The 20,791-nt window shown below is 70.9% G+C and carries 21 protein-coding genes; 14 read left to right on the plus strand and 7 right to left on the minus strand.

Going from position 1 to position 20,791, the window contains the following annotated elements; all coding sequences use genetic code 11:
• Positions 1 to 329 precede the first annotated feature (329 nt).
• Genes eda through edd form a run of 3 tightly spaced genes read right to left on the minus strand, consistent with a single transcriptional unit; the run spans position 330 to position 3,852 of the window.
• Complete coding sequence (gene eda, locus ACFXMF_RS37265; protein WP_360315642.1) at positions 330 to 950, minus strand: bifunctional 4-hydroxy-2-oxoglutarate aldolase/2-dehydro-3-deoxy-phosphogluconate aldolase; 621 nt, start codon at positions 948 to 950, stop codon at positions 330 to 332.
• Positions 947 to 1,966 (minus strand): glucokinase, encoded by a 1,020-nt coding sequence (gene glk, locus ACFXMF_RS37270; protein WP_360315644.1) that lies wholly within the window; start codon positions 1,964 to 1,966, stop codon positions 947 to 949. The genes eda and glk overlap by 4 nt, the downstream gene beginning before the upstream one ends.
• Positions 1,963 to 3,852 carry a phosphogluconate dehydratase gene (gene edd, locus ACFXMF_RS37275; RefSeq protein WP_360315646.1) on the minus strand — a complete coding sequence of 630 codons (1,890 nt, stop codon included), beginning with the start codon at positions 3,850 to 3,852 and terminating at the stop codon, positions 1,963 to 1,965. The genes glk and edd overlap by 4 nt, the downstream gene beginning before the upstream one ends.
• Positions 3,853 to 4,068: 216 nt before the next feature.
• Between edd and ACFXMF_RS37280 the strand changes: the two genes are divergently transcribed.
• From ACFXMF_RS37280 to ACFXMF_RS37305, 6 genes are all read left to right on the plus strand, one after another.
• On the plus strand, positions 4,069 to 5,256 hold the full coding sequence (locus ACFXMF_RS37280) for an ROK family transcriptional regulator (RefSeq protein ID WP_360315648.1): 1,188 nt from the start codon (positions 4,069 to 4,071) through the stop codon (positions 5,254 to 5,256).
• Between the two features lie 260 nt (positions 5,257 to 5,516).
• Positions 5,517 to 6,473, plus strand: a complete 957-nt coding sequence (locus tag ACFXMF_RS37285) for a pirin family protein (RefSeq protein WP_360315650.1) — start codon at positions 5,517 to 5,519, stop codon at positions 6,471 to 6,473.
• A 467-nt stretch (positions 6,474 to 6,940) separates the two neighbouring features.
• Positions 6,941 to 7,246 (plus strand): hypothetical protein, encoded by a 306-nt coding sequence (locus tag ACFXMF_RS37290; RefSeq protein WP_360315652.1) that lies wholly within the window; start codon positions 6,941 to 6,943, stop codon positions 7,244 to 7,246.
• 3 nt (positions 7,247 to 7,249) lie between these two features.
• Entirely contained in the window at positions 7,250 to 8,245 is a 996-nt protein-coding gene (locus ACFXMF_RS37295) for a hypothetical protein (protein ID WP_379990452.1), read from the plus strand.
• Between the two features lie 102 nt (positions 8,246 to 8,347).
• Positions 8,348 to 8,641, plus strand: a complete 294-nt coding sequence (locus tag ACFXMF_RS37300; RefSeq protein ID WP_379990453.1) for a hypothetical protein — start codon at positions 8,348 to 8,350, stop codon at positions 8,639 to 8,641.
• 120 nt (positions 8,642 to 8,761) lie between these two features.
• The gene (locus ACFXMF_RS37305) at positions 8,762 to 9,541 is read left to right on the plus strand and encodes an endonuclease/exonuclease/phosphatase family protein (protein WP_360315658.1); all 780 of its coding nucleotides are present in this window, start codon (positions 8,762 to 8,764) and stop codon (positions 9,539 to 9,541) included.
• A gap of 58 nt (positions 9,542 to 9,599) precedes the next feature.
• Here ACFXMF_RS37305 and ACFXMF_RS37310 read toward each other — a convergent pair whose 3' ends face one another.
• Positions 9,600 to 10,142, minus strand: coding sequence for a hypothetical protein (locus tag ACFXMF_RS37310; RefSeq protein ID WP_360315660.1), 543 nt, complete (start codon positions 10,140 to 10,142; stop codon positions 9,600 to 9,602).
• A gap of 92 nt (positions 10,143 to 10,234) precedes the next feature.
• On the opposite strand from ACFXMF_RS37310, the gene ACFXMF_RS37315 reads away from it, so the two are divergent.
• Together ACFXMF_RS37315 and ACFXMF_RS37320 are read left to right on the plus strand one after the other, a co-directional pair.
• Positions 10,235 to 10,762 carry a PadR family transcriptional regulator gene (locus ACFXMF_RS37315; RefSeq protein ID WP_360315662.1) on the plus strand — a complete coding sequence of 176 codons (528 nt, stop codon included), beginning with the start codon at positions 10,235 to 10,237 and terminating at the stop codon, positions 10,760 to 10,762.
• A 128-nt stretch (positions 10,763 to 10,890) separates the two neighbouring features.
• Positions 10,891 to 11,247 (plus strand): VOC family protein, encoded by a 357-nt coding sequence (locus tag ACFXMF_RS37320; protein ID WP_360315664.1) that lies wholly within the window; start codon positions 10,891 to 10,893, stop codon positions 11,245 to 11,247.
• Positions 11,248 to 11,274: 27 nt separating this feature from the next.
• On the opposite strand, the gene ACFXMF_RS37325 is transcribed toward ACFXMF_RS37320, so the two are convergent.
• The gene (locus ACFXMF_RS37325) at positions 11,275 to 11,655 is read right to left on the minus strand and encodes a hypothetical protein (protein ID WP_379990454.1); all 381 of its coding nucleotides are present in this window, start codon (positions 11,653 to 11,655) and stop codon (positions 11,275 to 11,277) included.
• On the opposite strand from ACFXMF_RS37325, the gene ACFXMF_RS37330 reads away from it, so the two are divergent.
• The 3 genes from ACFXMF_RS37330 to ACFXMF_RS37340 all read left to right on the plus strand — a co-directional run bounded on the left by ACFXMF_RS37330 (position 11,656) and on the right by ACFXMF_RS37340 (position 14,122).
• Positions 11,656 to 12,195: an ABC transporter transmembrane domain-containing protein gene (locus ACFXMF_RS37330; RefSeq protein ID WP_379990455.1), complete on the plus strand. Its 540-nt coding sequence runs from the start codon at positions 11,656 to 11,658 to the stop codon at positions 12,193 to 12,195.
• Positions 12,196 to 12,305: 110 nt separating this feature from the next.
• Positions 12,306 to 13,157, plus strand: a complete 852-nt coding sequence (locus ACFXMF_RS37335; RefSeq protein ID WP_379990456.1) for an ABC transporter ATP-binding protein — start codon at positions 12,306 to 12,308, stop codon at positions 13,155 to 13,157.
• 104 nt (positions 13,158 to 13,261) lie between these two features.
• Positions 13,262 to 14,122: an LPXTG cell wall anchor domain-containing protein gene (locus ACFXMF_RS37340; RefSeq protein WP_379990457.1), complete on the plus strand. Its 861-nt coding sequence runs from the start codon at positions 13,262 to 13,264 to the stop codon at positions 14,120 to 14,122.
• Positions 14,123 to 14,178: 56 nt separating this feature from the next.
• Here the strand turns inward: ACFXMF_RS37340 and ACFXMF_RS37345 are convergent, their stop codons facing one another.
• Positions 14,179 to 15,297, minus strand: a complete 1,119-nt coding sequence (locus tag ACFXMF_RS37345; protein ID WP_360315674.1) for a PP2C family protein-serine/threonine phosphatase — start codon at positions 15,295 to 15,297, stop codon at positions 14,179 to 14,181.
• A gap of 196 nt (positions 15,298 to 15,493) precedes the next feature.
• Here ACFXMF_RS37345 and ACFXMF_RS37350 point away from each other — a divergent pair, with 196 nt between their 5' ends.
• Together ACFXMF_RS37350 and ACFXMF_RS37355 are read left to right on the plus strand one after the other, a co-directional pair.
• On the plus strand, positions 15,494 to 16,117 hold the full coding sequence (locus ACFXMF_RS37350; protein ID WP_360315676.1) for a helix-turn-helix domain-containing protein: 624 nt from the start codon (positions 15,494 to 15,496) through the stop codon (positions 16,115 to 16,117).
• 131 nt (positions 16,118 to 16,248) lie between these two features.
• A complete protein-coding gene (locus ACFXMF_RS37355; protein WP_379990458.1) occupies positions 16,249 to 17,949 on the plus strand; it encodes an amidohydrolase family protein in 1,701 nt (566 codons plus the stop codon).
• A 271-nt stretch (positions 17,950 to 18,220) separates the two neighbouring features.
• Here ACFXMF_RS37355 and ACFXMF_RS37360 read toward each other — a convergent pair whose 3' ends face one another.
• A complete protein-coding gene (locus tag ACFXMF_RS37360; protein WP_360315680.1) occupies positions 18,221 to 18,619 on the minus strand; it encodes an SseB family protein in 399 nt (132 codons plus the stop codon).
• 229 nt (positions 18,620 to 18,848) lie between these two features.
• Here ACFXMF_RS37360 and ACFXMF_RS37365 point away from each other — a divergent pair, with 229 nt between their 5' ends.
• Positions 18,849 to 20,675 (plus strand): acyl-CoA dehydrogenase, encoded by a 1,827-nt coding sequence (locus ACFXMF_RS37365; RefSeq protein WP_360315682.1) that lies wholly within the window; start codon positions 18,849 to 18,851, stop codon positions 20,673 to 20,675.
• Positions 20,676 to 20,791: the final 116 nt, after the last annotated feature.

A 20,791-nucleotide genomic window follows, 5' to 3' on the forward strand; every position in this document is an offset into this window, starting at 1 on the left:
GCGCAGCGCGGAGAGCGGCGGAGCCGCAAAACAAAGACTTCGTGGCCCGTAGCGAAGCGAAGGGACACGAAGTCACGAGCGAGGGGCCACTTTTTGCGGAGGAGCGTCAGCGGGGGAGCAAAAAGTGCTGCCTCGCGAGCCGGCGCCAAAGGCGCCCAAAAAAGAAGAGACCCGCTCTCCTCGCCGAAGAGCGGGTCCCTATTCGCGGTCTCCGCAGGTCGAACCCTCATACGACCTGCTCGTTCGTGGGCCGAACCCTCATACGGCCCACCATCCGCGGTCCGTGCCCCTGGCGCACCTCAGGGCAGAGCGCGCCAGGGGACGTTTTGTTACCCGCGCAGCCCCGAGGCTTCGCGAGCGAGCTTTTCCACCCGCGCCCAGTCGCGCGAGGCGACCGCGTCCGCGGGAAGCATCCAGGACCCGCCGACGCACGCCACGTTCGGCAGCGCCAGGTAGGTCGGGGCCGACGCCGGGGTGATTCCGCCCGTCGGGCAGAACCGCACGTCCGGCACCGGCGAGGCCAGCGACTTCAGGTACGGCGCGCCGCCCGCGGCCTCGGCCGGGAAGAACTTCATCTCCCGCACCCCGCGTTCGCGCAGTTCCAGCACCTCGGACACCGTCGACGTGCCGGGCAGGAAGGGCAGTCCGCTGTCCATCAGCGACCCGTACAGCCGCTCGGTGCAGCCCGGCGTGACCAGGAAGCGCGCGCCGGCGGCGACCGCCGCCTTCGTCTGCTTCGGCGTCAGGACCGTACCGGCGCCCACGAACGCACCCTCGACCTCGGCCGCGATGCGCTCGATCGCGCCGATCGCCGCCGGCGTGCGCAGGGTGACCTCGACGGCCGGCAGCCCGCCCGCCACCAGCGCACGCGCCAGCGGTACGGCCGACTCCACGTCGTCCACGATCACCACCGGGATCACCGGGGCCAGGTCCAGAGCGGACGTGCTCACGCCGCCACCTCCACAAGTCGAGTGCTGCGCGCGTCCAGCCACGCGGACGCGCCGCGCAGAGCCGGATGCGGGGCCACCACGAGTGCGGTGGAGATTCGGTGCAGGTACGGCGCCATCGTCGGGTTGGTCTCGAAGCCCATCCGGAATTCGCTCTTGAGCAGCGTCTCCGTGATCCGCGGCAGAATGCCGCCGGCCAGGAAGACCCCACCGCGAGCGCCCATCGTCAGGGCCACCCCGCCGGCGAAGGTGCCGAGCAGTCGGCAGAACGTCTCCACCGTCGCGACGCAGACCTCGTCGCTCCCGTCCAGGGCGCGGGAGGAGATGTCCGCGGGGCTGAGCGCCTCGGCAGGGACTCCGTGCACCGCCGCCGTGCAGCGGTGCAGGCGACACAGTCCGGGGCCGGAGAGCACGTGCTCCGCGGTCACCGTGCCCAGGCCGCCGCGCTCGTCGCGCAGCACCTCCAGGGCCGCGGCGTCCGGGCCGTGCGCCGGACGGAGCAGGACGTGTCCGCCCTCACCCGGCAGCGGCACCCAGCCGCCGCCCGGGATCGGCACCAGGCCGGCCACGCCGAGCCCGGTGCCGGGGCCGAGTACGGCCATCGGCAGCGTCGGGTCGGGCAGTCGGTCGCCGACCACGATCAGGTCGTCGCCCGCGAGGTGCGGCAGCGACAGCGCCAGCGCCTCGAAGTCGTTGATCAGATACAGATCCGGGACGCCGAGCGCGACCCGGGTCTCCGCGATGGACAACACCCACGCGCCGTTGGTCAGCCGGAACCGGTCGCCGTGTACGGGGCCCGCGACCGCCGCGCAGATCGCGCCGGGCCGGGACGCGCCGGAACGGTCCAGGTAGTCCTCGATCGCGGCGGCCAGGTCCACGTGGTCCTCGCTGCGCAGCCCGAGTACCCGTTCGGGCTGCCCGCCCGGCTCGGTGACCACGGCGAAGCGCGCGTTGGTGCCGCCGATGTCGGCGACCAGCCACGGGCGGTCGGGGGTCGGCGGTGCCACGGTCGGGGTCATGCGCTCGCTCCGTCGAAAGCCACGGCCGCGACCGCGCCGAACACACCGGCGCCGAGGTCGGCCGGGCCGACTCCGGCGCGCAGCGCGGTGAACAGTTCGCGTCCCGTGCCGACCCACTCGGCGTCGGTCGGGGCCGCGCCGGTGACCTGGCGCCCGGTCAGATCGGCCTGCGTGGTCAGCGTGCCCGCGACCGCGTCCACGGTCACGATGTCGCCGTCGCGAATCTTGGCGATCGGGCCGCCGGCCGCCGCCTCCGGGGTGCAGTGGATCGCCGCCGGGATCTTGCCGGAGGCACCGGAGAGTCGACCGTCGGTGACCAGTGCCACGTGGTGGCCCCGGTCCTGGAGCACGCCGAGCGCGGGGATCAGCTTGTGCAGCTCGGGCATGCCGTTCGCCCGCGGGCCCTGGTAGCGCAGCACCGCGACCAGGTCGTGGTCCAGCTCGTTGTTCTCGAACGCGGCCAGGAACTCGGCCTGTCCGTCGAACACCCGCGCCGGTGCGGTCACCACGTGGTGCGACGGGTCGACCGCGGACACCTTGATCACCGCGCGACCGAGATCGCCGTGCAACATCCGCAGGCCGCCGTCGGGCGCGAACGGCTTGTCGTACGGCCGCAGTACGTCGAGATCCAGGCTTTCGGTCGGGCCGTCCACCCAGACGATCGAGCCGTCCTCGGTGAGTTGCGGCTCGCGCCGGTAGCGGTTCAGGCCGTCGCCGGCGACGGTGCGCACGTCCTCGTTGAGCAGCCCGCCGTCGAGCAGCGTGCCGATCAGGAACGCGGTGCCGCCCGCGGCGTGGAAGTGGTTGATGTCCGCCGGGCCGTTCGGATACATCCGGGTCAACAACGGGACCACGGTGGACAGCTCGGCGAAGTCGTCCCAGGTGAGCGTGATCCCGGCGGCGGCGGCCATCGCGACCAGGTGCAGCGTGTGGTTGGTCGAACCGCCGGTGGCCAGGAGCGCGACGACCGCGTTGACCCAGGCCTTCTCGTCGAGCACCTCGCCGATCGGCGTGTACTCGCGGAGCAGCGACGTCGGGTCGCCGAGCGACGTGGTGGCCGCGACCCGGCGGCCCGCCTCGTCGGTCAGCGCCTTGCGCAGCGGCTGGTCGGGGTGCACGAAGCTGGCGCCCGGCAGGTGCAGTCCGAGCACCTCCATCACGAGCTGGTTCGTGTTCGCGGTGCCGTAGAAGGTGCAGGTCCCGATGCCGTGGTACGCGCCGGCCTCGGCGTCGAGCAGTTCCTCGCGGGAGACCTTGCCCTCGGCGAAGCGCTGCCGGACCCGGGCCTTCTCCTTGTTCGGCAGGCCCGAGGACATCGGGCCGGCCGGCACGAAGATCGTCGGCAGGTGGCCGAAGGACAGGGCGCCGATCACCAGACCGGGCACGATCTTGTCGCACACGCCGAGCATCAGCGCGCCGTCGAACATGTCGTGGGCCAGCGCCACGGCCGCCGCCATCGCGACCACGTCGCGGCTGAACAGGGACAGTTCCATGCCCGCACGGCCCTGGGTGATCCCGTCGCACATGGCGGGCACGCCGCCGGCGAACTGGGCCACGCCGCCGGCCTCGGCCACCGCGGCCTTGAGCTGCTCGGGGTAGGTCCGCAGCGGCTGGTGCGCGGAGAGCATGTCGTTGTACGAGGAGACGATCGCGACGTTCGGCTTGACTGGGCCCTGCGGGCCGGTGCCGCGCAGGCCGAGCTTCTCGCTGGGCGAGCAGGCGGCGAAGCCGTGGGCGAAGTTGGCGCAACCGAGCTGTCCACGGGCGGGGGCCTCGGTGGCCGCGGCCCGGATCCGCTCCAGGTACGCCGTACGCGTGGCGGCACTGCGGCGCGCGATGCGCTCCGTCACTGCGGCCACCGTCGGGTGGGTCCTCTGCTCGCTCACGATCTTGGTGCCCCTGCTGTCGGCGGCCTGCTCTGCCGGTTCGGGTACCAAACTAGGGGTACTTTTGCTTCCTGGCAAGCAAAAGAGTGACGCTCGGGTGTCGAAGTAGTGAACTTAGGGCTTTGACCGAGGGAAAGCCGCCCTGGTTCACTGGATGGCATGGCCCGACGCGCGAATCCCATCCCGCACAGCAGTGCAGGCGAGGTCCTTCGCCTTGTGCGCGAAGGGGATGCCGAGACCCGGGCCGACGTCGCCCGGCTTACCGGGCTGTCCCGATCCGCCGTGGCGGCCCGGATCGACGAACTGGTCGACGCCGGTCTGCTGGCCGAGCGCGCCGACGGCGTGTCCACCGGCGGCCGACCGCCGATCCGCCTCGAACTCAATCCCGACGGCGGCCTGGTGCTGGCCGCCTCACTCGGCAGCAGCCGAGGTCAGCTCGCGGTCTGCGACCTGACCGGCCGGGTGCTGGCCAGCCGGGAGACCCGAATGGCCGCCCAGGGCGGACCGGACGCGGTGCTCACCGGACTGCCGGACTGGATCGACGCGATGCTCGCGGACGAGGGCTTCGACCCGGCGCGGGTGCGCGGCGTCGGAGTGGCGGTGCCCGGCCCCGTCGAACTGGACACCGGGCGCGCGGCCGGCGCGCCGACGCTGCCCGGCTGGGACGGGGTGGCGATAGCGCCTGCCCTGCAACGCCGGTTGCCGGTACCGGTGTACGTGGACAACGACGTGAACGTGATGGCCCTGGGCGAGTACCGGGCCCGGGCCGACGCGGGCGACCTGGTCTTCGTCAAGGCGTCCACCGGCATCGGCGCGGGGATAGTCGCCGACGGCAAGGTCTACCGGGGCGCGCTCGGCGCGGCGGGCGAGATCGGCCACATCCCGGTCGCCGGCGGCACCGGCGTGCGGTGTTGGTGCGGCAATGTGGACTGCCTCGAAGTGCTGGCCAGCGGACGGCACTTGATCGAGACGCTGGCCGCGCACGGGGCCCGCTTTCCGGACGGTCGCGAGATCTCCAGCGTGCGCGACGTGGTGGCGCTCGCGGCGGCCGGTCAGCCCGAGGCGGTCCGACTCGTGCGCGAGTCCGGGCGGATGCTCGGCGAGGTGCTGGCGAGCGTGGTCAACGTGCTCAATCCGGCGGTCGTGGTGCTGGGCGGCGACCTCGCCGACGCGGGCGATCCGTTGCTCGCGGGGGTGCGGGAGGTCGTCTACAAGCGGTCCACGGCGGTGGCCACGCGCGAACTGCGGATCGTACCGAGCGTATTGGGCGAGGCCGCGGGCCTGACCGGCTGCGCGTTCATGGCGTTGGACCAGATCCTGTCGCCCGATTCGGTGGACACGACGCTGGCGCGGCTTGCGGGTGGGCGGTCGTTGCCGAGTGTGAATCGGGCGCTTCCGGCCTGAGGCCGGGCTGTTCGGCCTCAGGCGCCGGCCGGGCCGAATCGCCGGGCGTCGGCTCGTCGGGTCGACCCCAAGCGGGCCCGGCCGAATCGCCGGTACGCCGCCTCGAACGCCCCGGGTCGAGTGGCCGGGCATGCGGTGATCGGGCGCCTTCCGCTGCTCGAAAACGGATCCTCCGCGTAGGGAATGTTGAGCGGGCAACTATCGTTGGAGCGAGCAAGGCCCGGAAAGCCGGGTCGGTACTCGTATCCGAGGAGCAGGCCATGCCCGCCGTCACCGTTTCCAACCCGCTGGCCCTGCCGCGTCTGCCGGAACCCGGTCTCGACGCGCGGCCGCGTCCCGTGCTCGCCGTCACCACCGCGCCCACCGGCGTCGAGGGTGAGGGTTTCCCGGTTCGTCGGGCCCTCGCGGGGATCGACCAGAGCCGTCTCGACCCGTTCATCATGATGGATCAGATGGGTGAGGTGGACTACGCGCCGGGCGAGCCCAAGGGCACCCCGTGGCACCCGCACCGCGGCTTCGAGACGGTGACCTATCTGATCGACGGCGAGTTCGTACACCAGGACTCGGCCGGCGGCGGCGGGGTGATCACCGATGGGGACACCCAATGGATGACCGCCGGCTCCGGACTGCTGCACATCGAGGCGCCGCCGGAGGCGCTGGTGACCAGTGGCGGTCTGTTCCACGGCATCCAGTTGTGGGTCAACCTGCCGTCCGCGCAGAAGATGGCCGATCCGCGCTACCAGGACATCCGCGCGGGTGACGTCAAGCTGCTCGCGTCGGACGACGGCGGCGCGCTGGTGCGCCTGATCGCGGGCTCCGTCGGCGACTTCGACGGCCCGGGCATCACGCACACCCCCATCACCTTGGTGCACGCCTCGGTCAACCCGGGCGCACGACTTTCGCTGCCCTGGCGCAAGGACTACAACGCACTGGTGTACGTTCTCGCGGGCTCCGGCACCGTCGGGACCGAACGTCGACCGATCGAAACCGGCCGGCTCGCGGTCTTCGGCGCCGGGGACACGATCGACCTCCAGGCCGACGCGCGACAGGATTCGAACAAGCCGAACCTCGAGGTGATCGTTCTCGGCGGGCAGCCGATCGGCGAGGAAGTCGCCTGGTACGGCCCCTTCGTGATGAACACGCACGCCGAACTGGCTCAGGCGTTCGACGACTTCAAGGCGGGCCGGATGGGAAGGATCCCCGCCGACCGGATCTGACGGCCGGTCAACAGTGGCCGAAGATCATCGCCGAGGAATCTGACGCACCGTCAGAGCCCTTAGGGTGCAAGGGAATGCCTCATAGGGGCGAGCGCGTGGGCTACGCAACGGAGCCGACCGGTCGCCCCTTGACGCTGTCCCGCCCACTGGCCACACTGAACAAGGTCAAATGGAACGTACCGGTTTGCCGCGCTATGAGCGTGGCCTGCGGAAACAGGAGTGGAGCCGTCACCTCACCACCGTGAGCTCCGCCGCCGGGCCGAAGTGGCCCCGGTCGACGGGTGCGATGTGACACCGGACGAGAGGAGTCCGCGTATGTCCCGGCCCTCCCGGGTGGCACACGGCATCGGCGACGGTGACCGACGGCCGCCCCACACCTCATATTTCGCCGAATCGCCGATCGTTTCGCGGGTGATCGCACCGACTTCGACCGGTGCGTCGTCCGCAGTCGCCCGATCGACCCGTGCGTGGCCCGGCGCGTCCGGGTCCTGGGGGCGGTGATGGCCACCGACTGGCGCAAGAAGTTCGTGGAGAGCACGGTCAAGACCCGTGCCTCGTCCACGAACTGGATCGCACTGAAGATCATCCACTCGAACGCGCTCACGATGCTCATCCTCGGCACCGCCGCGGTGTTCGCGGTGGTCCTGCATCTCAAGGGACGTGCGCGCGATGGCGAGTTGTTCGCACTCGTGATCGCCGTGCCGTGGATACTGGCGGCATATCGACACAGCCGGACCTGTAAGCCGTGTCCACGTCAGTCGGGAGGGGGATAGGCGATGAGCGCGTACGAACCGCCACCGCCCCCCGAGGCACGCGGACTTCGGCTCGGCGACCTGGTCCGTCGACGCCGACTCGCCGATCCCGACGACGAGGAGCCGGCCTTCCCGGCGCCTCGCCACGATCGCGCGGACAAACCCTCGGGCCGGGCCGCGAGCGGGCCCGAGCGCGAGTCCCGCGCGTCCCGAAACGAGGACGAGCCCTCCTGGCGGCGCGACTTGCGGGAGCGTCGGAAGCACGAGCAGGAGGCCGCGGCCAGGGCCGAGACCCGGCGTACGACCGAGCGCGCGAGCGATGCGTCCGCGCGCCCCGGACGAGCCGCCGCCGCCCGACGCGCCGAGGAAGCGCAGGCCCAGGGTCGGCGAACCCAGGCGCAGCGGGCCGAGGGTGGCGCCGCCGGCGTGGCGGATCGCTCGGCTCGGCCCCCGGTGCGGCATGTGATGAAACCCCGCGACCCGGGCCGCCACAACGCGCCCGCGACCCCCGCGGAGAGCGCGCGCAAGTTGCCGTGGCGCAAGTCCGCCAAGGCGGCCGGCCCGATCGCGGGCGCCGCCGGGGCGGGCCCCGCCGCCGAGACCGCGGGCGGCTCGACCGCCGCCTCCGGTCTGGCCCGATTCGTCCGTCGAGGTCCTGCGGCCGCCGCCGCGGACGATGCCGCCGACTCCGGTACCCAGGGTGGGAGTTCGGGCATACCCAAGGTGCAGCCGCCGTTCGCGGGGGCTGCCGAGGGGAGTGCCGGACCCAGTCGGGGGCCGTTCGGTGGGACCGACCTGATCATGCTGGTTCCCGCCGGATTCGCCGCCTACTACGGTGCGGGGCTCCTGGTGAGCTGCTCGTCCGAGGCGAACTTCATGGCGGCCTTCTGCCTGTGGCTCATGATGGGCTTCTGGATCGTGATCGTCAGCGCGAAATGGCCGCTGTTGCGGCTCATGCGCTGGGCCTGGGTGCTCGCCGGTCTGATGGCCGGCGCATCCATCCCCATCGGTGGCGGGTGACGGTGCGAGCGACGTGAGTAGCTTACGAACCGTCATATCACGGGTACGCCAAGGCAAACAGGGACCGGCGGACGACCGCAGGACCGGAGGGGAATCATGCACATGTCGCTGAGCGCCGTGGCCGCTGCCGCGCCCGACTCCATCGTCGAGCTCCACTCGGCGGTGACCACCGAGACGAGCAGCGTCGGTCGCGGGGTGACCGTCGGTGTCCCGATCCTGATCATCTTCATTCTCTTCTACCTGGTCACCCACAAGAACTACAAGATCGGTGGCCTGGTGCTGGCCTTCGTGGCCGGGGTGATGTTGTCCGGGACCCAGGTGGCCTCCTCGCTCTCCGAGCTGGTCGACCACTTCGTCACGGCCGGCGTCAACGCGGTGAGCGACACGTTCAGCTGAGCCGGGACCGTACGGGCCGGGCCGCAGGACGGTCCGGGCCCGACGGTCGTGGTTCGAACACGCGTCGGTGGCGGGTGACATCCGGCGTGCGGTGGTGGTCTCGGTGGTAGTCCCCAGGACATGAGTGATCCGCTGCACGTGATGACGTTCAATCTGCGCGGCCCGGAGAACCCGGCGCCGAACTCGTGGCGCGAGCGCTACCCGCTCGTGCTGGAGTCGATCCGTCGCGAGCATCCGCATGTGCTGGGCACCCAGGAGGGTCGCTGGCACCAACTGCGGCCGTTGGCTCGCGATTTGCGGGCCGATTACGACTGGATCGGTCTCGGGCGCGAGGGTGGCAGCGGATCCGAGTTCGGCGCGGTGTTCTACGACGTCGAACGCCTGGAGCCGCTGGCCTTCGATCATCTGTGGTTGTCCGCGTTCCCGCGCCTGATCGGCTCGCGCACGTGGGGCAATTGGCGGCATCCCCGGATGATGACCTGGATCCGCTTCCGGGATCTGGACACCGGTGGCGGGTTCGGTTTCGTGAACACGCATTGGGATCACGTCTCGGCGAACGCCCGGCGCAAGAGCGCGTACGCGCTGCGGGCGCTGTTGGCGCGTCGGTTCGCCGGTGAACCGGTGATCGTGGTGGGCGACTTCAACGTCGGCACCGACAGCGACCCGTACACGATCCTGACCGGGGACGGGCTGCTGCGGGACGCCGATCCGGCCGGCACGACCCGGACCTACAACAACTGGGAACCGCCGGTCGAGGGCGAACGCATCGACTGGATCCTGGCCGGCACCGATTTCGACGTCGTCGACGCCCGCACGCTGACCTGGACCAGGGACGGCCGCTGCCCGTCCGACCACTGGCCGGTCCAGGCGTGGCTGACCCGGCGAACGCCGGTGTCCTGAGCCGGAGTCGACCGGCCCGCCCGCGCCCGACGGCGGCCGGGCCCGGTTCGGGGGCGGGTCAGCCGGCGTGCCGGGCCTGGACGATCGCCGGGTAGCGGGCGGTGAACATCGCCGGGGCCACGAAGCCGGCGGCCTGGACGGCGATCGCCGCGGCCGTGGCCAGGTCCTGCGCCTTGATCAGGCAGAGCACGATCGCGGTGACCGTGAAGCTCGCCGCCCAGACCGCGGTGATCACCACGTTGACCCGGAGGAAGCCGGGCAGGCCCCAGATCTCGCGCGGGGTGGAGCGGCGGGCGATCACCAGGGTGAACGGGTTGCGGGCGGCCAGCGAGCCCCACGCGGTGATCGCGAGCCAGCCGAACGAGGCGGCGCCGACGTAGCGGTGGAAGGCCGCGTCGGGCACGGCGAACGCGATCGGGGTCAGCACCGCGAAGAACGCCGCGCTGCTGTAGGAGAGCAGGTCGACGCCGCGGCCGGCCCGGTGGTCCTGGGCGGCCGTCACGAGGGTGACGATCAGGGCGGCGAGGGCGCCCCACTGCCAGGCGGTGGAGGGGATGGCGGCGAAGACGATCCACGGTGCGAAGTTGCGTACGTAGTTCACGGGATTCCCCTGACTCGACCCTGCGCTCCTGACATGTCAATGATGGACGTTCCATTTTCGACATGTCAATCCTGAGTGGTAAAGTCCGGGTCATGAGCCTCCGTCACGCACTCCTGGGACTCCTCGCCAACCGGTCGGCCAGTGGCTACGACCTGTTGAAGTCGTTCGAAACGTCGCTGGCCAACGTGTGGCCGGCCACGCAGAGCCAGGTCTACGGCGAGTTGGGCAAGCTCTCCGCCGAGGGCATGCTCGACGTGACCGCCGAGGGCCCGCGTGGCCGCAAGGAATACTCGATCACCGCGAGCGGCCGGACCGAGCTGCGGCACTGGCTGGTCGAGGTCGAGCCCGAGCGGGTCCGGCGCAGCGGGATGCTCCTGCGGGTCTTCTTCCTGGACACGCTGGATCCGGACGAGGCCCGGGACTATCTCGCCGCGCAGGCCGAGGCGGCGGCCGGCACCCATACCGGGCTGCGGGCGATGGAGGCGAGCGTCGAGTGGGACGACAGCCCGCTGTCGGTGTACGGGCGGATCGCACTCGAGTACGGGCTTCGCCTGTCGCAGGTGCAGCGCGAGTGGGCGCAGTGGGCGACGGAACAGGTGGCCTCGCCGAAGGCGGAGTGAACGGGCGAGGCGGCGGATACGAAAGGGTGGCCACGCCCCGGTCGGTGGGTACCCGGTTCGCGCCGGCCGGGCGATCCGGCCTCGCCGCGGGGCGAGGGGATCGATCCCCCCGGACTCCTGGAGAACCCGTGTTTCGTACCGTCCGCACCGTCATGGTCTTCGCCGGCGACCCGCGCGCGAGTGCGCGGTGGTGGGCCGAAGTGCTCGACGTCCCGGCCCGCTTCGACATCGACGAGGAGTCGGTGTACGCGTGGGTGGACATCGCCGGGGTCGAACTGGGCTTCCACCCCGCCGATCCGGCGCGCAACCCGCCGGGCGGGAGCACCGTCCCGTACTGGGGCGTGGCCGACCTCGACGCGATCCGGGATCGGCTCCTCGCGGCGGGCTGCGTGCATCATCGCGGCCCGTTGGTGATCGAACCCGGCCGCCGGATCTGCCAACTGGTGGACCCGTTCGGCTTCGTGTTCGGTCTGGAAGGGCCCTGACAAGGGCGCGGGTGCCGGTGGACCCGGTCAGTGCGGATCCGCCGCCAGGACACCTCGGGTCAGCGTGGTCATGATCGCGTCGACCACCTCGTGCCGGGGCAGGTCGTCCTCCTTGGCCGCCTCCCAACCCGCGTACAGCAGCGCCCAGAACGTGCGGCGGGCCCAGCCCGCGGGAAGCGCGGGGGTGGTCGGCCGACCGGCACGGGTGAGGATCGCGTCGACCGGGTCCTCACCACCGACGAGTTCGACCCACAGCTCGGGATCGCCGACGATGGTCGGCTCGTTGTAGACGAACAGCAGGATCGGGCCCAGCGGGAACTGCCCCTCGACCACCCGGCGCAGCGCGGCGAGCGGTGGGCCGCTGTCCGGATGGGCCCGGCCGATGGCCGCGTCGCCGAGGGCGACCACGTGCCGAGCGAGGGCACGCAGCAGGTCGTGCCGGTCCGGGAAGTAGCGGTGCAGCGTGTCCGGCCGACCTCGGCCGCCGTGGCGATCTCGCCGAGCGAGGCGGCCGGGGCGACGGCGAGCACCGTCGCGGCGGCGTCCAGGATCGCGGTCCTGGTGCGGAGTCTGGTGCCGGTTTCCACGGCGGCGTCTCTCGTCATGCCCGACCGGCCGCCCGGCGGGCTGGTCACCCGGGTGACCTCGGACACCGTGCTGCTGCGCGAGGCCGCCTCCTCCAGCCTGGTCAATCTGGTCAACGGGAGCGTGTCGCTGGTCGGCACGATCGTGCTCATGGCGGTGCTGGACGTACCACTGCTGCTGTGCACCCTGGCCGCGCTCGTGGTGATCGCGGTCCTGGTCGGGCTGCTGATGCCGCCGATCGCCCGGGCCCAGGAGCAGGCCCAGCCGTCACTGGGCAACCTCGGCGGCATCCTGGAAGGCGGCCTGCGCGCGGTGCGTACGGTCAAGTCCAGCGGGCGGAACAGCGCGAGGGCGACCGGGTGATCGCCGAGGCGCGCGACTCGGCCCGGCACGGAGTGCGCGCGGTGCGCACCGAGGCGATCGCCTGAACCGTCGCGGTCCCGGTCGGCGAGGCCGCGCTCACGCTCGACCGGGTGTCGGTGACCTACCCGGGGGCCGATCGGCCGGCCCTGGCCGAGCTGAGCCTGAGCATTCCGCACCGGGGGCACATCGCGATCGTCGGGCGGTCCGGGGCGGGCAAGACCACGATCTTCTCGCTCCTGTCGCGGTTCCACGAGCCGGACAGCGGGCGGATCGAAATGGCCGGCGCGCCGTACGAGCCGCTGAGCATCGGTGCGGTGCGCGCCCGAATCGCCTATGTCGAACAGGAGACGCCGCTGCTCGCCGGGACGGTGCGGGACAACGTGCTCTTCCGGCACCCGGACGCGGGCGACGAGCAGGCGTGGGCGGCCCTGCGCGCGGTACGCCTGGACGAGACCGTTCGGCGGCTTCCGGGCGGCCTGGACGAGCCGGTGGCCGGGACCAGCCTGTCCGGCGGCGAACGCCGGCGCATCGCGGTGGCACGAGCCATCGTGCGCCGGCCCGACGTGCTGCTGCCGGACGAGGCCACCGCGCAACTCGACGGCCGCACGGAGGCCGCCATCCACGACGTCATGCGGCAGGTGGCGCGGCACGGCGCCGTGGTCACCATCGCGCACCGCCTGTCCACCGTCGTGGACGCGGACCGCATCGTGCCGATGGACGGCGGCCGACTCCGGGCCAGTGGCACGCACGACCAACTCCTGGCCACCGACGAGCTGTACAAGGAACTGGTCGCGGCTCTGCGCATCGCCACCGGGCCGACGACCGACACTCCGCCGCAGGGTGCCGCGACACCCGGCCGGGCCGTGTCCGGCGGCGCCCGGCGCGTCCACGACTCGGGGGCGGCGGAAGGGATTTCGAAGTCGGCGGCAACCCCCTCGGGGGATGGGCGTCTTAACGGTTGAGAGCCGGGAAGACGGCGGCGGGACCCGGGAAACGGGAATCCGCAGGAGCCTCGACTCGCCATCGACAATCTTCGAGAACACCCACCCCGGGGGAGAGCTCTGCCATGCGCATGCCCGATATGAACCGTTTCGCGAAGAGGGTCGGCATCTCCGTTGCCACTGCCGTCACCCTCGCCCTGGCCACCCCGATGCTGCCCGGTATGGCCGGGACCGCCTACGCGTGTGGGGACGGCCCGGCCGGGCAGGTCCCGGCGACCCCGGTCGACCCGGCGGACCTGGCCAAGGTCTCCGCCACCCTGTCCGGTGTTCCGACCAAGGTCACCCGGGGCTCCACCTTCACCGTCCGGCTCACCGTCACCAACAACTCCAAGGTGGACCTTCGCCGGATCCCGGTGGGGGTCGCAGTCGCCCTGCTCGACAACACCACGGACTCCCCCGACGATCGGCTCCACCACGGCACCGCCAAGGACGTCGACATTCGCTACACGCTGCCGGGCCGGGCCGGGCAGACCCTCGCCCTCAAGCCCGGGTGCGACCCCACCCTGGGCGGATCGTTCGTCATCACCGCAGGCGGCCACCCCGGCAGCCGCACCACCGTCACGCTCCAGGTGACCATCAAGAGCAGCACTCCCGCCCAGGTGGTCGACGGCAGCCTCTACGCCGGTACGGGCAACGGCAAGAACGCCTCCGCGAAGTTCACCCTCGGCAAGGCCGCCGCTCCCCGGCCGACCACCCCCGCCAAGCCGACGCCGGCCAAGCCCGCCCCCGCGAAGCCCGCGGCGGACAAGGACGACGCCAAGCCGACCACCGCGACCACCCCGCCCGCCGCCGAGGCGTTGCCGGCCACCCTGCCCAAGACCGGCGGCTCGGCGCAGACCCCCGCCCTCGCCATCGGCGCGAGCGGCCTGATCCTGGTCGGGGCCACCACGATGGTGCTCGCCCGGCGTCGTCGCCGCACCACCTGACGTACCTGCGCGCTCGAAGGTGCCGGGCCTCCGGGGCCTTCGAGCGCGCCGCCGGGTCAGGCCCCGTGGGCGAGCGGCTCCAAAGCGCGGGCCGGCTTGACCACCTTCATCAGTGGGCCGGTCAGGGTGACCGCGAGCATCGCCGCGTCGTCCTCCAGCTTCCCGCCCACGTGCGCCAGCAGGCCCTGCTCGACCGCGTCCAGCATCGCCGCGGCGTCGTTGTGCGCGTGCACGGCCAGGTGTTGGGCCAGTGCGTAGAAGGTGCCGGAGGTGTCCCGGGCCTCGGTCACCCCGTCCGTGTGCAGCAACAACACGTCTCCCGGGCGAAAGCGGACCTGCTCCACCGCCCGCGCCGTGGCCGCCGGCAGCAGGCCCATGCCCAGCGGCAGTCCCGCCTCGGCGATCACCTCGCCGACCGTGCCGCCGCGCACCAGCAGCGGCGAGGGATGACCGCACGCCAGGACCTGCATCGTGCCCTCGCCCGGACACAGCTCCACCATCACCGCGGTGACGAAGTCCTCGCTGCCCAGTTGCCGGTTCAAACTGCGGTCCACCCGCATCCCGACCTCGCCCAGGGTCGGCGCGTCGTAGGCCGCCTCACGGAACGCGCCCAGTGTGCGGGCCGCCATGTCGACCGCCTCCAGACCCTTGCCCCGCACGTCGCCGAGCAGCACCCGCACCCCGTACGGCGTCTCCAACACCTCGTACAGGTCGCCGCCGATGGACGCCTCCTCGGCCGCCGCGCGATAGCGCACCGCGAAGCCGAATCGGCCGATCTTCCTGGGCACCGGCCGCAACAACGCGCGCTGCGCGACCTCGGCCACCGACTGCACGCGGTGCAGCCGGGCGTCCTGGCGGCGGCGCTCCCAGCCGACCCAGCACCCGAACGCGGTGACGATCAGGATCGCCGCCGAGACGCCGGTGGAGTTCTTGTACTGGTCGTAGTCGCCGCTGTACATCTCCGGCCGCAACAACAGTCGGGTGATCAGCGCCACGGCTCCGGCCACCGCCGTCAGCCACGGCCGGTAGGCCATCGCCACCACGGCCGGTACGGCGATCAACACCGCGTGCATGTCCAGATAGGGCGGGGCGAACACCCGACTCAGCAGCACTGCCACGTACAAACCCGCTGCCACCGGAACGGCTCGGCCGGCGGGGAGGGCCAGGGCAGGCATGTATCGAAACCTTTCGTTGACGCGCAGGGGGACGGACCGACGAGCAACTCGCTCCATCGTCCCGTGCGCCGAGGCACTCGGACAGGGGCGAAAGTCCCATTAGGTCCAAAACGTATCCAAACCTGGCCAAACAGGCACTTGACAGCACCGCCATTCGGGTCCGAACCCGCCCCCATCCAGGCCATATGCTGCGCGCATGCCGCGTGACTCCGGCCCCACCAGGCGCCGCATCGTCGAGGCCGCCGAGCTTCTGTTCGCGCGGCAGGGTCTCGACGTGCCGTTGCAGGACATCACCCGCGCGGCGGGACAGCGCAACGCAGGCGCGATCCACTATCACTTCGGCGGTCGCGAGGGGCTGCTTCGCGCGATCGTCGAACAGCACGTCCCGGTCGTCTACGCCCGCCGCCAGGCGCTGCTGGCCGCGGCCCGCGAGCAGCCGCACCTGTCCGGATACGCCCGCGCCATCGTGTTGCCGATCACCGAATTGCTCAACGGCTCGCCCGCCGACCGGGCCTATCTGCAGATCTCGGTGGAGTTGCTGCGGGACGCGACATCCCCGGTGACGCCGCTGCTCGGCGGCGAGGACATCCAGGACGTGGTGGACGCGGTCGCCGCGGCACGGCCCGACCTGCGCTCGACGGCGCTGCAGACCCGCGCCTTCCTGGTCACCCAGATGGTCGGCATGTTGTGCGCGGCCCGCGCCGCGCGACACAGCCTGCCGGCCCGCCCGGACGCGATCGTGCCCACCGGCCTGCTCGACCCGGACGCCTTCGACGACCACCTGACCACGATCGTCTCGGGCGCACTCGCCGGCGACTGAGCCGACCGGCCCCGCCCGAACACCCCCCGCCGATCACCCCGCTCCGAACCCCTTGACTCCTTCGACCCCTCGTATTAAACACACTCATTAATTCAACCGGTGGATCAGGGGCTCTGCGAGGAAGGCACGCCATGGCGAATTACGACGTGGTCATCAAGGGCGGCATCGTCGTCGACGGTTCGGGGAATCCGCGTTTCCGGGGCGACATCGCGATCACCGACGGCGTGATCAGCCGGATCGGGCGGATCCCGGCGGCGGACGCGGACCGGGTGATCGACGCGAGCGGACTGATCGTCGCGCCCGGCTTCATCGACCTGCACACCCACTACGACGGCCAGGTGTTCTGGGACCCCTACCTGACCACGTCCGGCCCGCACGGGGTCACCTCGGTGGTCACCGGGAACTGCGGGTTCGGCTTCGCGCCGGTGCGCGAGGACATGCGCGAGCGGGCGATGTTGTCGATGACCGCCGTCGAGGACATCCCCACCGAGACCCTGCGCGAGGGCATGCCGTGGGACTGGGTCACCTTCCCCGACTACCTGGACAGCGTCGACCGCACGCCCAAGGCGGTCAACGTGCTGCCGTACGTGCCGGTCAACCCGCTGCTGATCTGGGTGCTCGGGCTGGACCGGGCGAAGGCGGGCGCCGAGCCCACCGACGCGGAACACGCCGAGTTGGCCCTCCTGTTGGAGGAGGCGATGGACGCCGGAGCGTGCGGCTGGTCGGCGCAGTGTCTGGGCGAACCGGGCAACCCGAACGGCCGGCTGATGCAGGGCGACTTCGACGGCACGCCGATGCCCACCGACATCATGTGGCCGCAGACCCGGCTCGCGCTGGCCCAGGCGCTGGGCCGGCAGGGTCGAGGCTTCATGCAGGTCTCCGGGACGCAGATCACCGAGGAGGAGTACGAGCACCTGGTCGAGGTCAGCGGTCGCCCGCTGATCTGGAACGCGGTGATCGCCAACTCGCGCAGCGGCGGGTTGTACAAGCGCAAGATCGAGTGGCTGCGCCGCTGCCAGGAGCGCGGTATCCCGATCTACGGCCAGGCGATGACGACCGACGTCCCGGTGCCGTTCAGCTTCCTGTACGGCGGTGTGTCCACCCGGCCGCCGGTGGCCGACATCTTCGCGGCCGAGACGGTCGAGAAGAAGATCGAGATGTTGAACGACCCGGCGGTGCGGGCCGAACTGCGGGAGTTCGACCCGCTGTTCTACCACCTGTACCCGGACATGAAGCTGCATCGCACCTTCACCGAGGAGTACAAGCCGTACGAGGGCCTGACGTTCAAGGAGATCGGCGCCCGACTGGACCGGCACCCGGTGGACGTGCTGTGCGATGTGACCGTCGCGGACGGGCTGACCACGGAGGTGCACACCGGCCAGTTCAACGCGACCCTGGAGGGTCTGAAGGAACTCGTCGACTACGAATACCTGTTGCCCGGCCTGTCCGACGGCGGCGCGCACCTGAAGACGCTCAGCGCGGGCATGTACGGCACCGAGTACATCGTCGAGTACGTCCGCAAGCACGCCTGGACCTCGCTCGAACAGGCTCACCAACGCCTGTCCGGCCTGCCCGCCCGCTGCGCGGGCTTCACCGACCGGGGCGTGCTCACCGAGGGCGCCGCGGCCGACATCATCGTCTACGACTACGACGAACTGGCATACGGCGACCCCAAATTCGTCCACGACCTGCCCGCCGGCCAACTCCGCACGGTGATCGACGCCAAGGGCTACCGCTACATCCTGGTCAACGGCCGGGTCACCGTCGAGAACGACGAACCCACCGGCGTACACAGCGGCGAACTCCTGCGCCACGGCCGCCGCGCGCACTGAACCCCCGGCGCTGGCACGCGCGTTCGGGCTTGAGCACGGTCCGACCGTGGGTAGGCATGCGGCACGACGACCAAGGGGGCGCCATGTCGAGGAAGACCCGCAAGCGCAAGTCCCGTCGCAAGAACAAAGCCAACCACGGCCATCGGCCGGCCTGAACGACGCCGTAACGCACTCCGTCGGGCCGACGAGAGCACCCGAGCGCACCCCGCCCGCCGCACGCGGGCGCGGGTGCGCTCTCGCATGCGCGCCGACCGGGCGACGCCGGGTGGTCTCAGCCGTACATGCGGCGCATCGCGAAGGCGATCATCTGCTCTATGGCCTTCGCGTCGAACATCACCCGGTGCTCGCCGTCGAGGTCGAGCACGAAGCCGTAGCCGTTGGGCAGCAGGTCGAGCACCTCGGCGCCGGTGACGGTGAAGTGGCGCGACTCCTCGCCGGCGTACTTCTTCAGCTCGGCGAGCGAGCTGAACATCGGGATCACCGGCTCGGGAGTGTTGTGCAGGGCCAGGAACCCCGGGCGATCACCCCTCGGGCAGAAAACCTTCGACGCTATGAAGATGGACTGGAAGTCCTCGCCGTTCATGACCCCCGTCGCGAACGCGCGCACGGCGTCGGTGAGCGCCGGCGCCTCCGCGCGGGGCTGGGATTCTTCCGTTGCGTAGCCGTACACACCACGAGGCTAGCGGGTCCGGGCCCGGGTTTGAGCCCTCCGTCGAGACGGTCACATGTACCTGGTGGTAACCCGATGGGAACCTCTGGGGCATTGAAAAAGTTACCCATGGGTACGATCATTATGTTACTGACCAGTACACTGGGTTTCGGTCCGGTTCGGTCGATCGGTTCAGCGATCAGTTCAGTCAACGCAGTCCACAGGGACGCAACCACGGGCGGAGCCTGTCATGGGTCACTACAAGTCGAATCTCCGCGACCTGGAGTTCAACCTGTTCGAGGTCTTCGGACGCGAGCAGGTCTATGGCACGGGTCCGTTCGCGGAAATGGACGTCGACACCGCGAAGTCGATCCTGGCCGAGGTCGAGCGCCTCGCCGTGAACGACCTCGCCGATTCGTTCGCGGAGGGCGACCGCAACCCACCCGTGTTCGACCCCGCGACGCACTCGGCCACGCTGCCCGAGGCGTTCAAGAAGTCGTACAAGGCGTACATGGACTCGGAGTGGTGGCGCCTCGCGCTCCCCGAGAGCATGGGCGGCACCAACTGCCCGCGTTCGCTGCGCTGGTCGGTGGCCGAGCTGGTGCTCGGCGCCAACCCGGCGCTGTGGATGTACGCGGCGGGTCCCGACTTCGCCCAGGTGCTGCACACGCTGGGCACCGAGGAGCAGCGCCGGGTCGCCGGCTTCATGGTCGACCGCCAGTGGGGCTCCACCATGGTGCTGACCGAGCCGGACGCGGGCTCGGACGTGGGCGCGGGTCGGACCAAGGCGGTCCGCCAGGAGGACGGCACCTGGCACATCCAGGGCGTCAAGCGCTTCATCACCTCGGGTGACCAGGACATGACCGAGAACATCATCCACCTGGTGCTGGCGCGCCCGGAGGGTGCGGGCCCCGGCACCAAGGGCCTGTCGTTGTTCGTGGTCCCGAAGTTCCACTTCGACCCGCAGACCGGCGACCTCGGCGAGCGCAACGGCGCCTTCGTCACCAACGTCGAGCACAAGATGGGCCTCAAGGTCTCCACGACCTGCGAGCTGACCTTCGGCGAGCACGGCGTGCCCGCCGTGGGCACCCTGGTCGGCGAGGTGCACAGCGGCATCGCGCAGATGTTCAAGATCATCGAGTACGCCCGGATGATGGTCGGCACGAAGGCCATCGCGACGCTGTCCACCGGCTACCTCAACGCGCTCGAATACGCGAAGGAGCGCGCCCAGGGCGCCGACCTCGCGCAGATGACGAACAAGGCCGCGCCGCGGGTGACCATCACCCACCACCCCGACGTGCGCCGCTCGCTGCTCACCCAGAAGGCGTACGTCGAGGGCATGCGCGCGCTCGTGCTGTACACGTCCTCGTGGCAGGACCGGATCGAGAGCGCCGGGCTGACCGGCGGCAGCGACGAGACGGCGGACCGGGTCAACGACCTGCTGCTGCCGATCGTCAAGGGCTACGGCTCGGAGAAGTCCTACGAGCAGCTCGCGCAGTCGCTGCAGACCTTCGGCGGCTCGGGCTTCCTCCAGGAATACCCGATCGAGCAGTACATCCGGGACGCCAAGATCGACACCCTCTACGAGGGCACCACCGCGATCCAGGGTCAGGACTTCTTCTTCCGGAAGATCGTCCGCGACCAGGGCAAGGCGCTGACCGTGGTGGCGGGCGAGATCCAGGAGTTCATCGGCGCGCACACCGAGGGCGAACTGGCCGCCGAGGTCGAGCTGCTCGCGACCGCCGCCGAGGACGTGCAGGGCATGGTCGCCGCGATGATCAACCAGCTCATGGCGTCCGAGCAGGAGATCGACTCGATCTACAAGGTCGGCCAGAACACCACCCGGCTGCTGCTCGCCGCCGGTGACCTGGTGGTCTCCTGGCTGCTGCTGCGCCAGGCCGCGGTGGCGCTGACCAAGCTGGCCGGCACGCCCGGTCGGGACGAGGCGTTCTACCGGGGCAAGGTGGCCGCGGCCAAGCACTTCGCGCGGGAGATCCTGCCGCTGCTCACCCCGCAGCGCCTGATGGTCGAGCAGATCGACAACTCGATCATGGAACTGCCGGAGGCGGCTTTCTAGCTCGAATGCCGGCCGGGTCGCGCGTTCGCCGACCCGGCCGCGCTCGACTCGGCCATGGGCCGAAACCGACCCCGAACGCCGGGGGGGGCGACACCACCGCCCGACCCGCGGTCGCG

This window comes from Embleya sp. NPDC059213 (assembly GCF_042754445.1).
Lineage (GTDB): Bacteria > Actinomycetota > Actinomycetes > Streptomycetales > Streptomycetaceae > Embleya.

Bases quoted from the DNA above. Each gene is read 5' to 3' on its own strand.
- ACFXMF_RS37340 (WP_379990457.1), top strand. From the start codon at position 13,262: ATGCGCATGCCCGATATGAACCGTTTCGCGAAGAGGGTCGGCATCTCC.
- ACFXMF_RS37315 (WP_360315662.1), top strand. From the start codon at position 10,235: ATGAGCCTCCGTCACGCACTCCTGGGACTCCTCGCCAACCGGTCGGCC.
- ACFXMF_RS37285 (WP_360315650.1), top strand. From the start codon at position 5,517: ATGCCCGCCGTCACCGTTTCCAACCCGCTGGCCCTGCCGCGTCTGCCG.
- ACFXMF_RS37350 (WP_360315676.1), top strand. From the start codon at position 15,494: ATGCCGCGTGACTCCGGCCCCACCAGGCGCCGCATCGTCGAGGCCGCC.
- ACFXMF_RS37355 (WP_379990458.1), top strand. From the start codon at position 16,249: ATGGCGAATTACGACGTGGTCATCAAGGGCGGCATCGTCGTCGACGGT.
- ACFXMF_RS37295 (WP_379990452.1), top strand. From the start codon at position 7,250: ATGAGCGCGTACGAACCGCCACCGCCCCCCGAGGCACGCGGACTTCGG.
- ACFXMF_RS37345 (WP_360315674.1), bottom strand. From the start codon at position 15,297: ATGCCTGCCCTGGCCCTCCCCGCCGGCCGAGCCGTTCCGGTGGCAGCG.
- glk (WP_360315644.1), bottom strand. From the start codon at position 1,966: ATGACCCCGACCGTGGCACCGCCGACCCCCGACCGCCCGTGGCTGGTC.
- ACFXMF_RS37365 (WP_360315682.1), top strand. From the start codon at position 18,849: ATGGGTCACTACAAGTCGAATCTCCGCGACCTGGAGTTCAACCTGTTC.
- ACFXMF_RS37300 (WP_379990453.1), top strand. From the start codon at position 8,348: ATGTCGCTGAGCGCCGTGGCCGCTGCCGCGCCCGACTCCATCGTCGAG.
- ACFXMF_RS37305 (WP_360315658.1), top strand. From the start codon at position 8,762: ATGAGTGATCCGCTGCACGTGATGACGTTCAATCTGCGCGGCCCGGAG.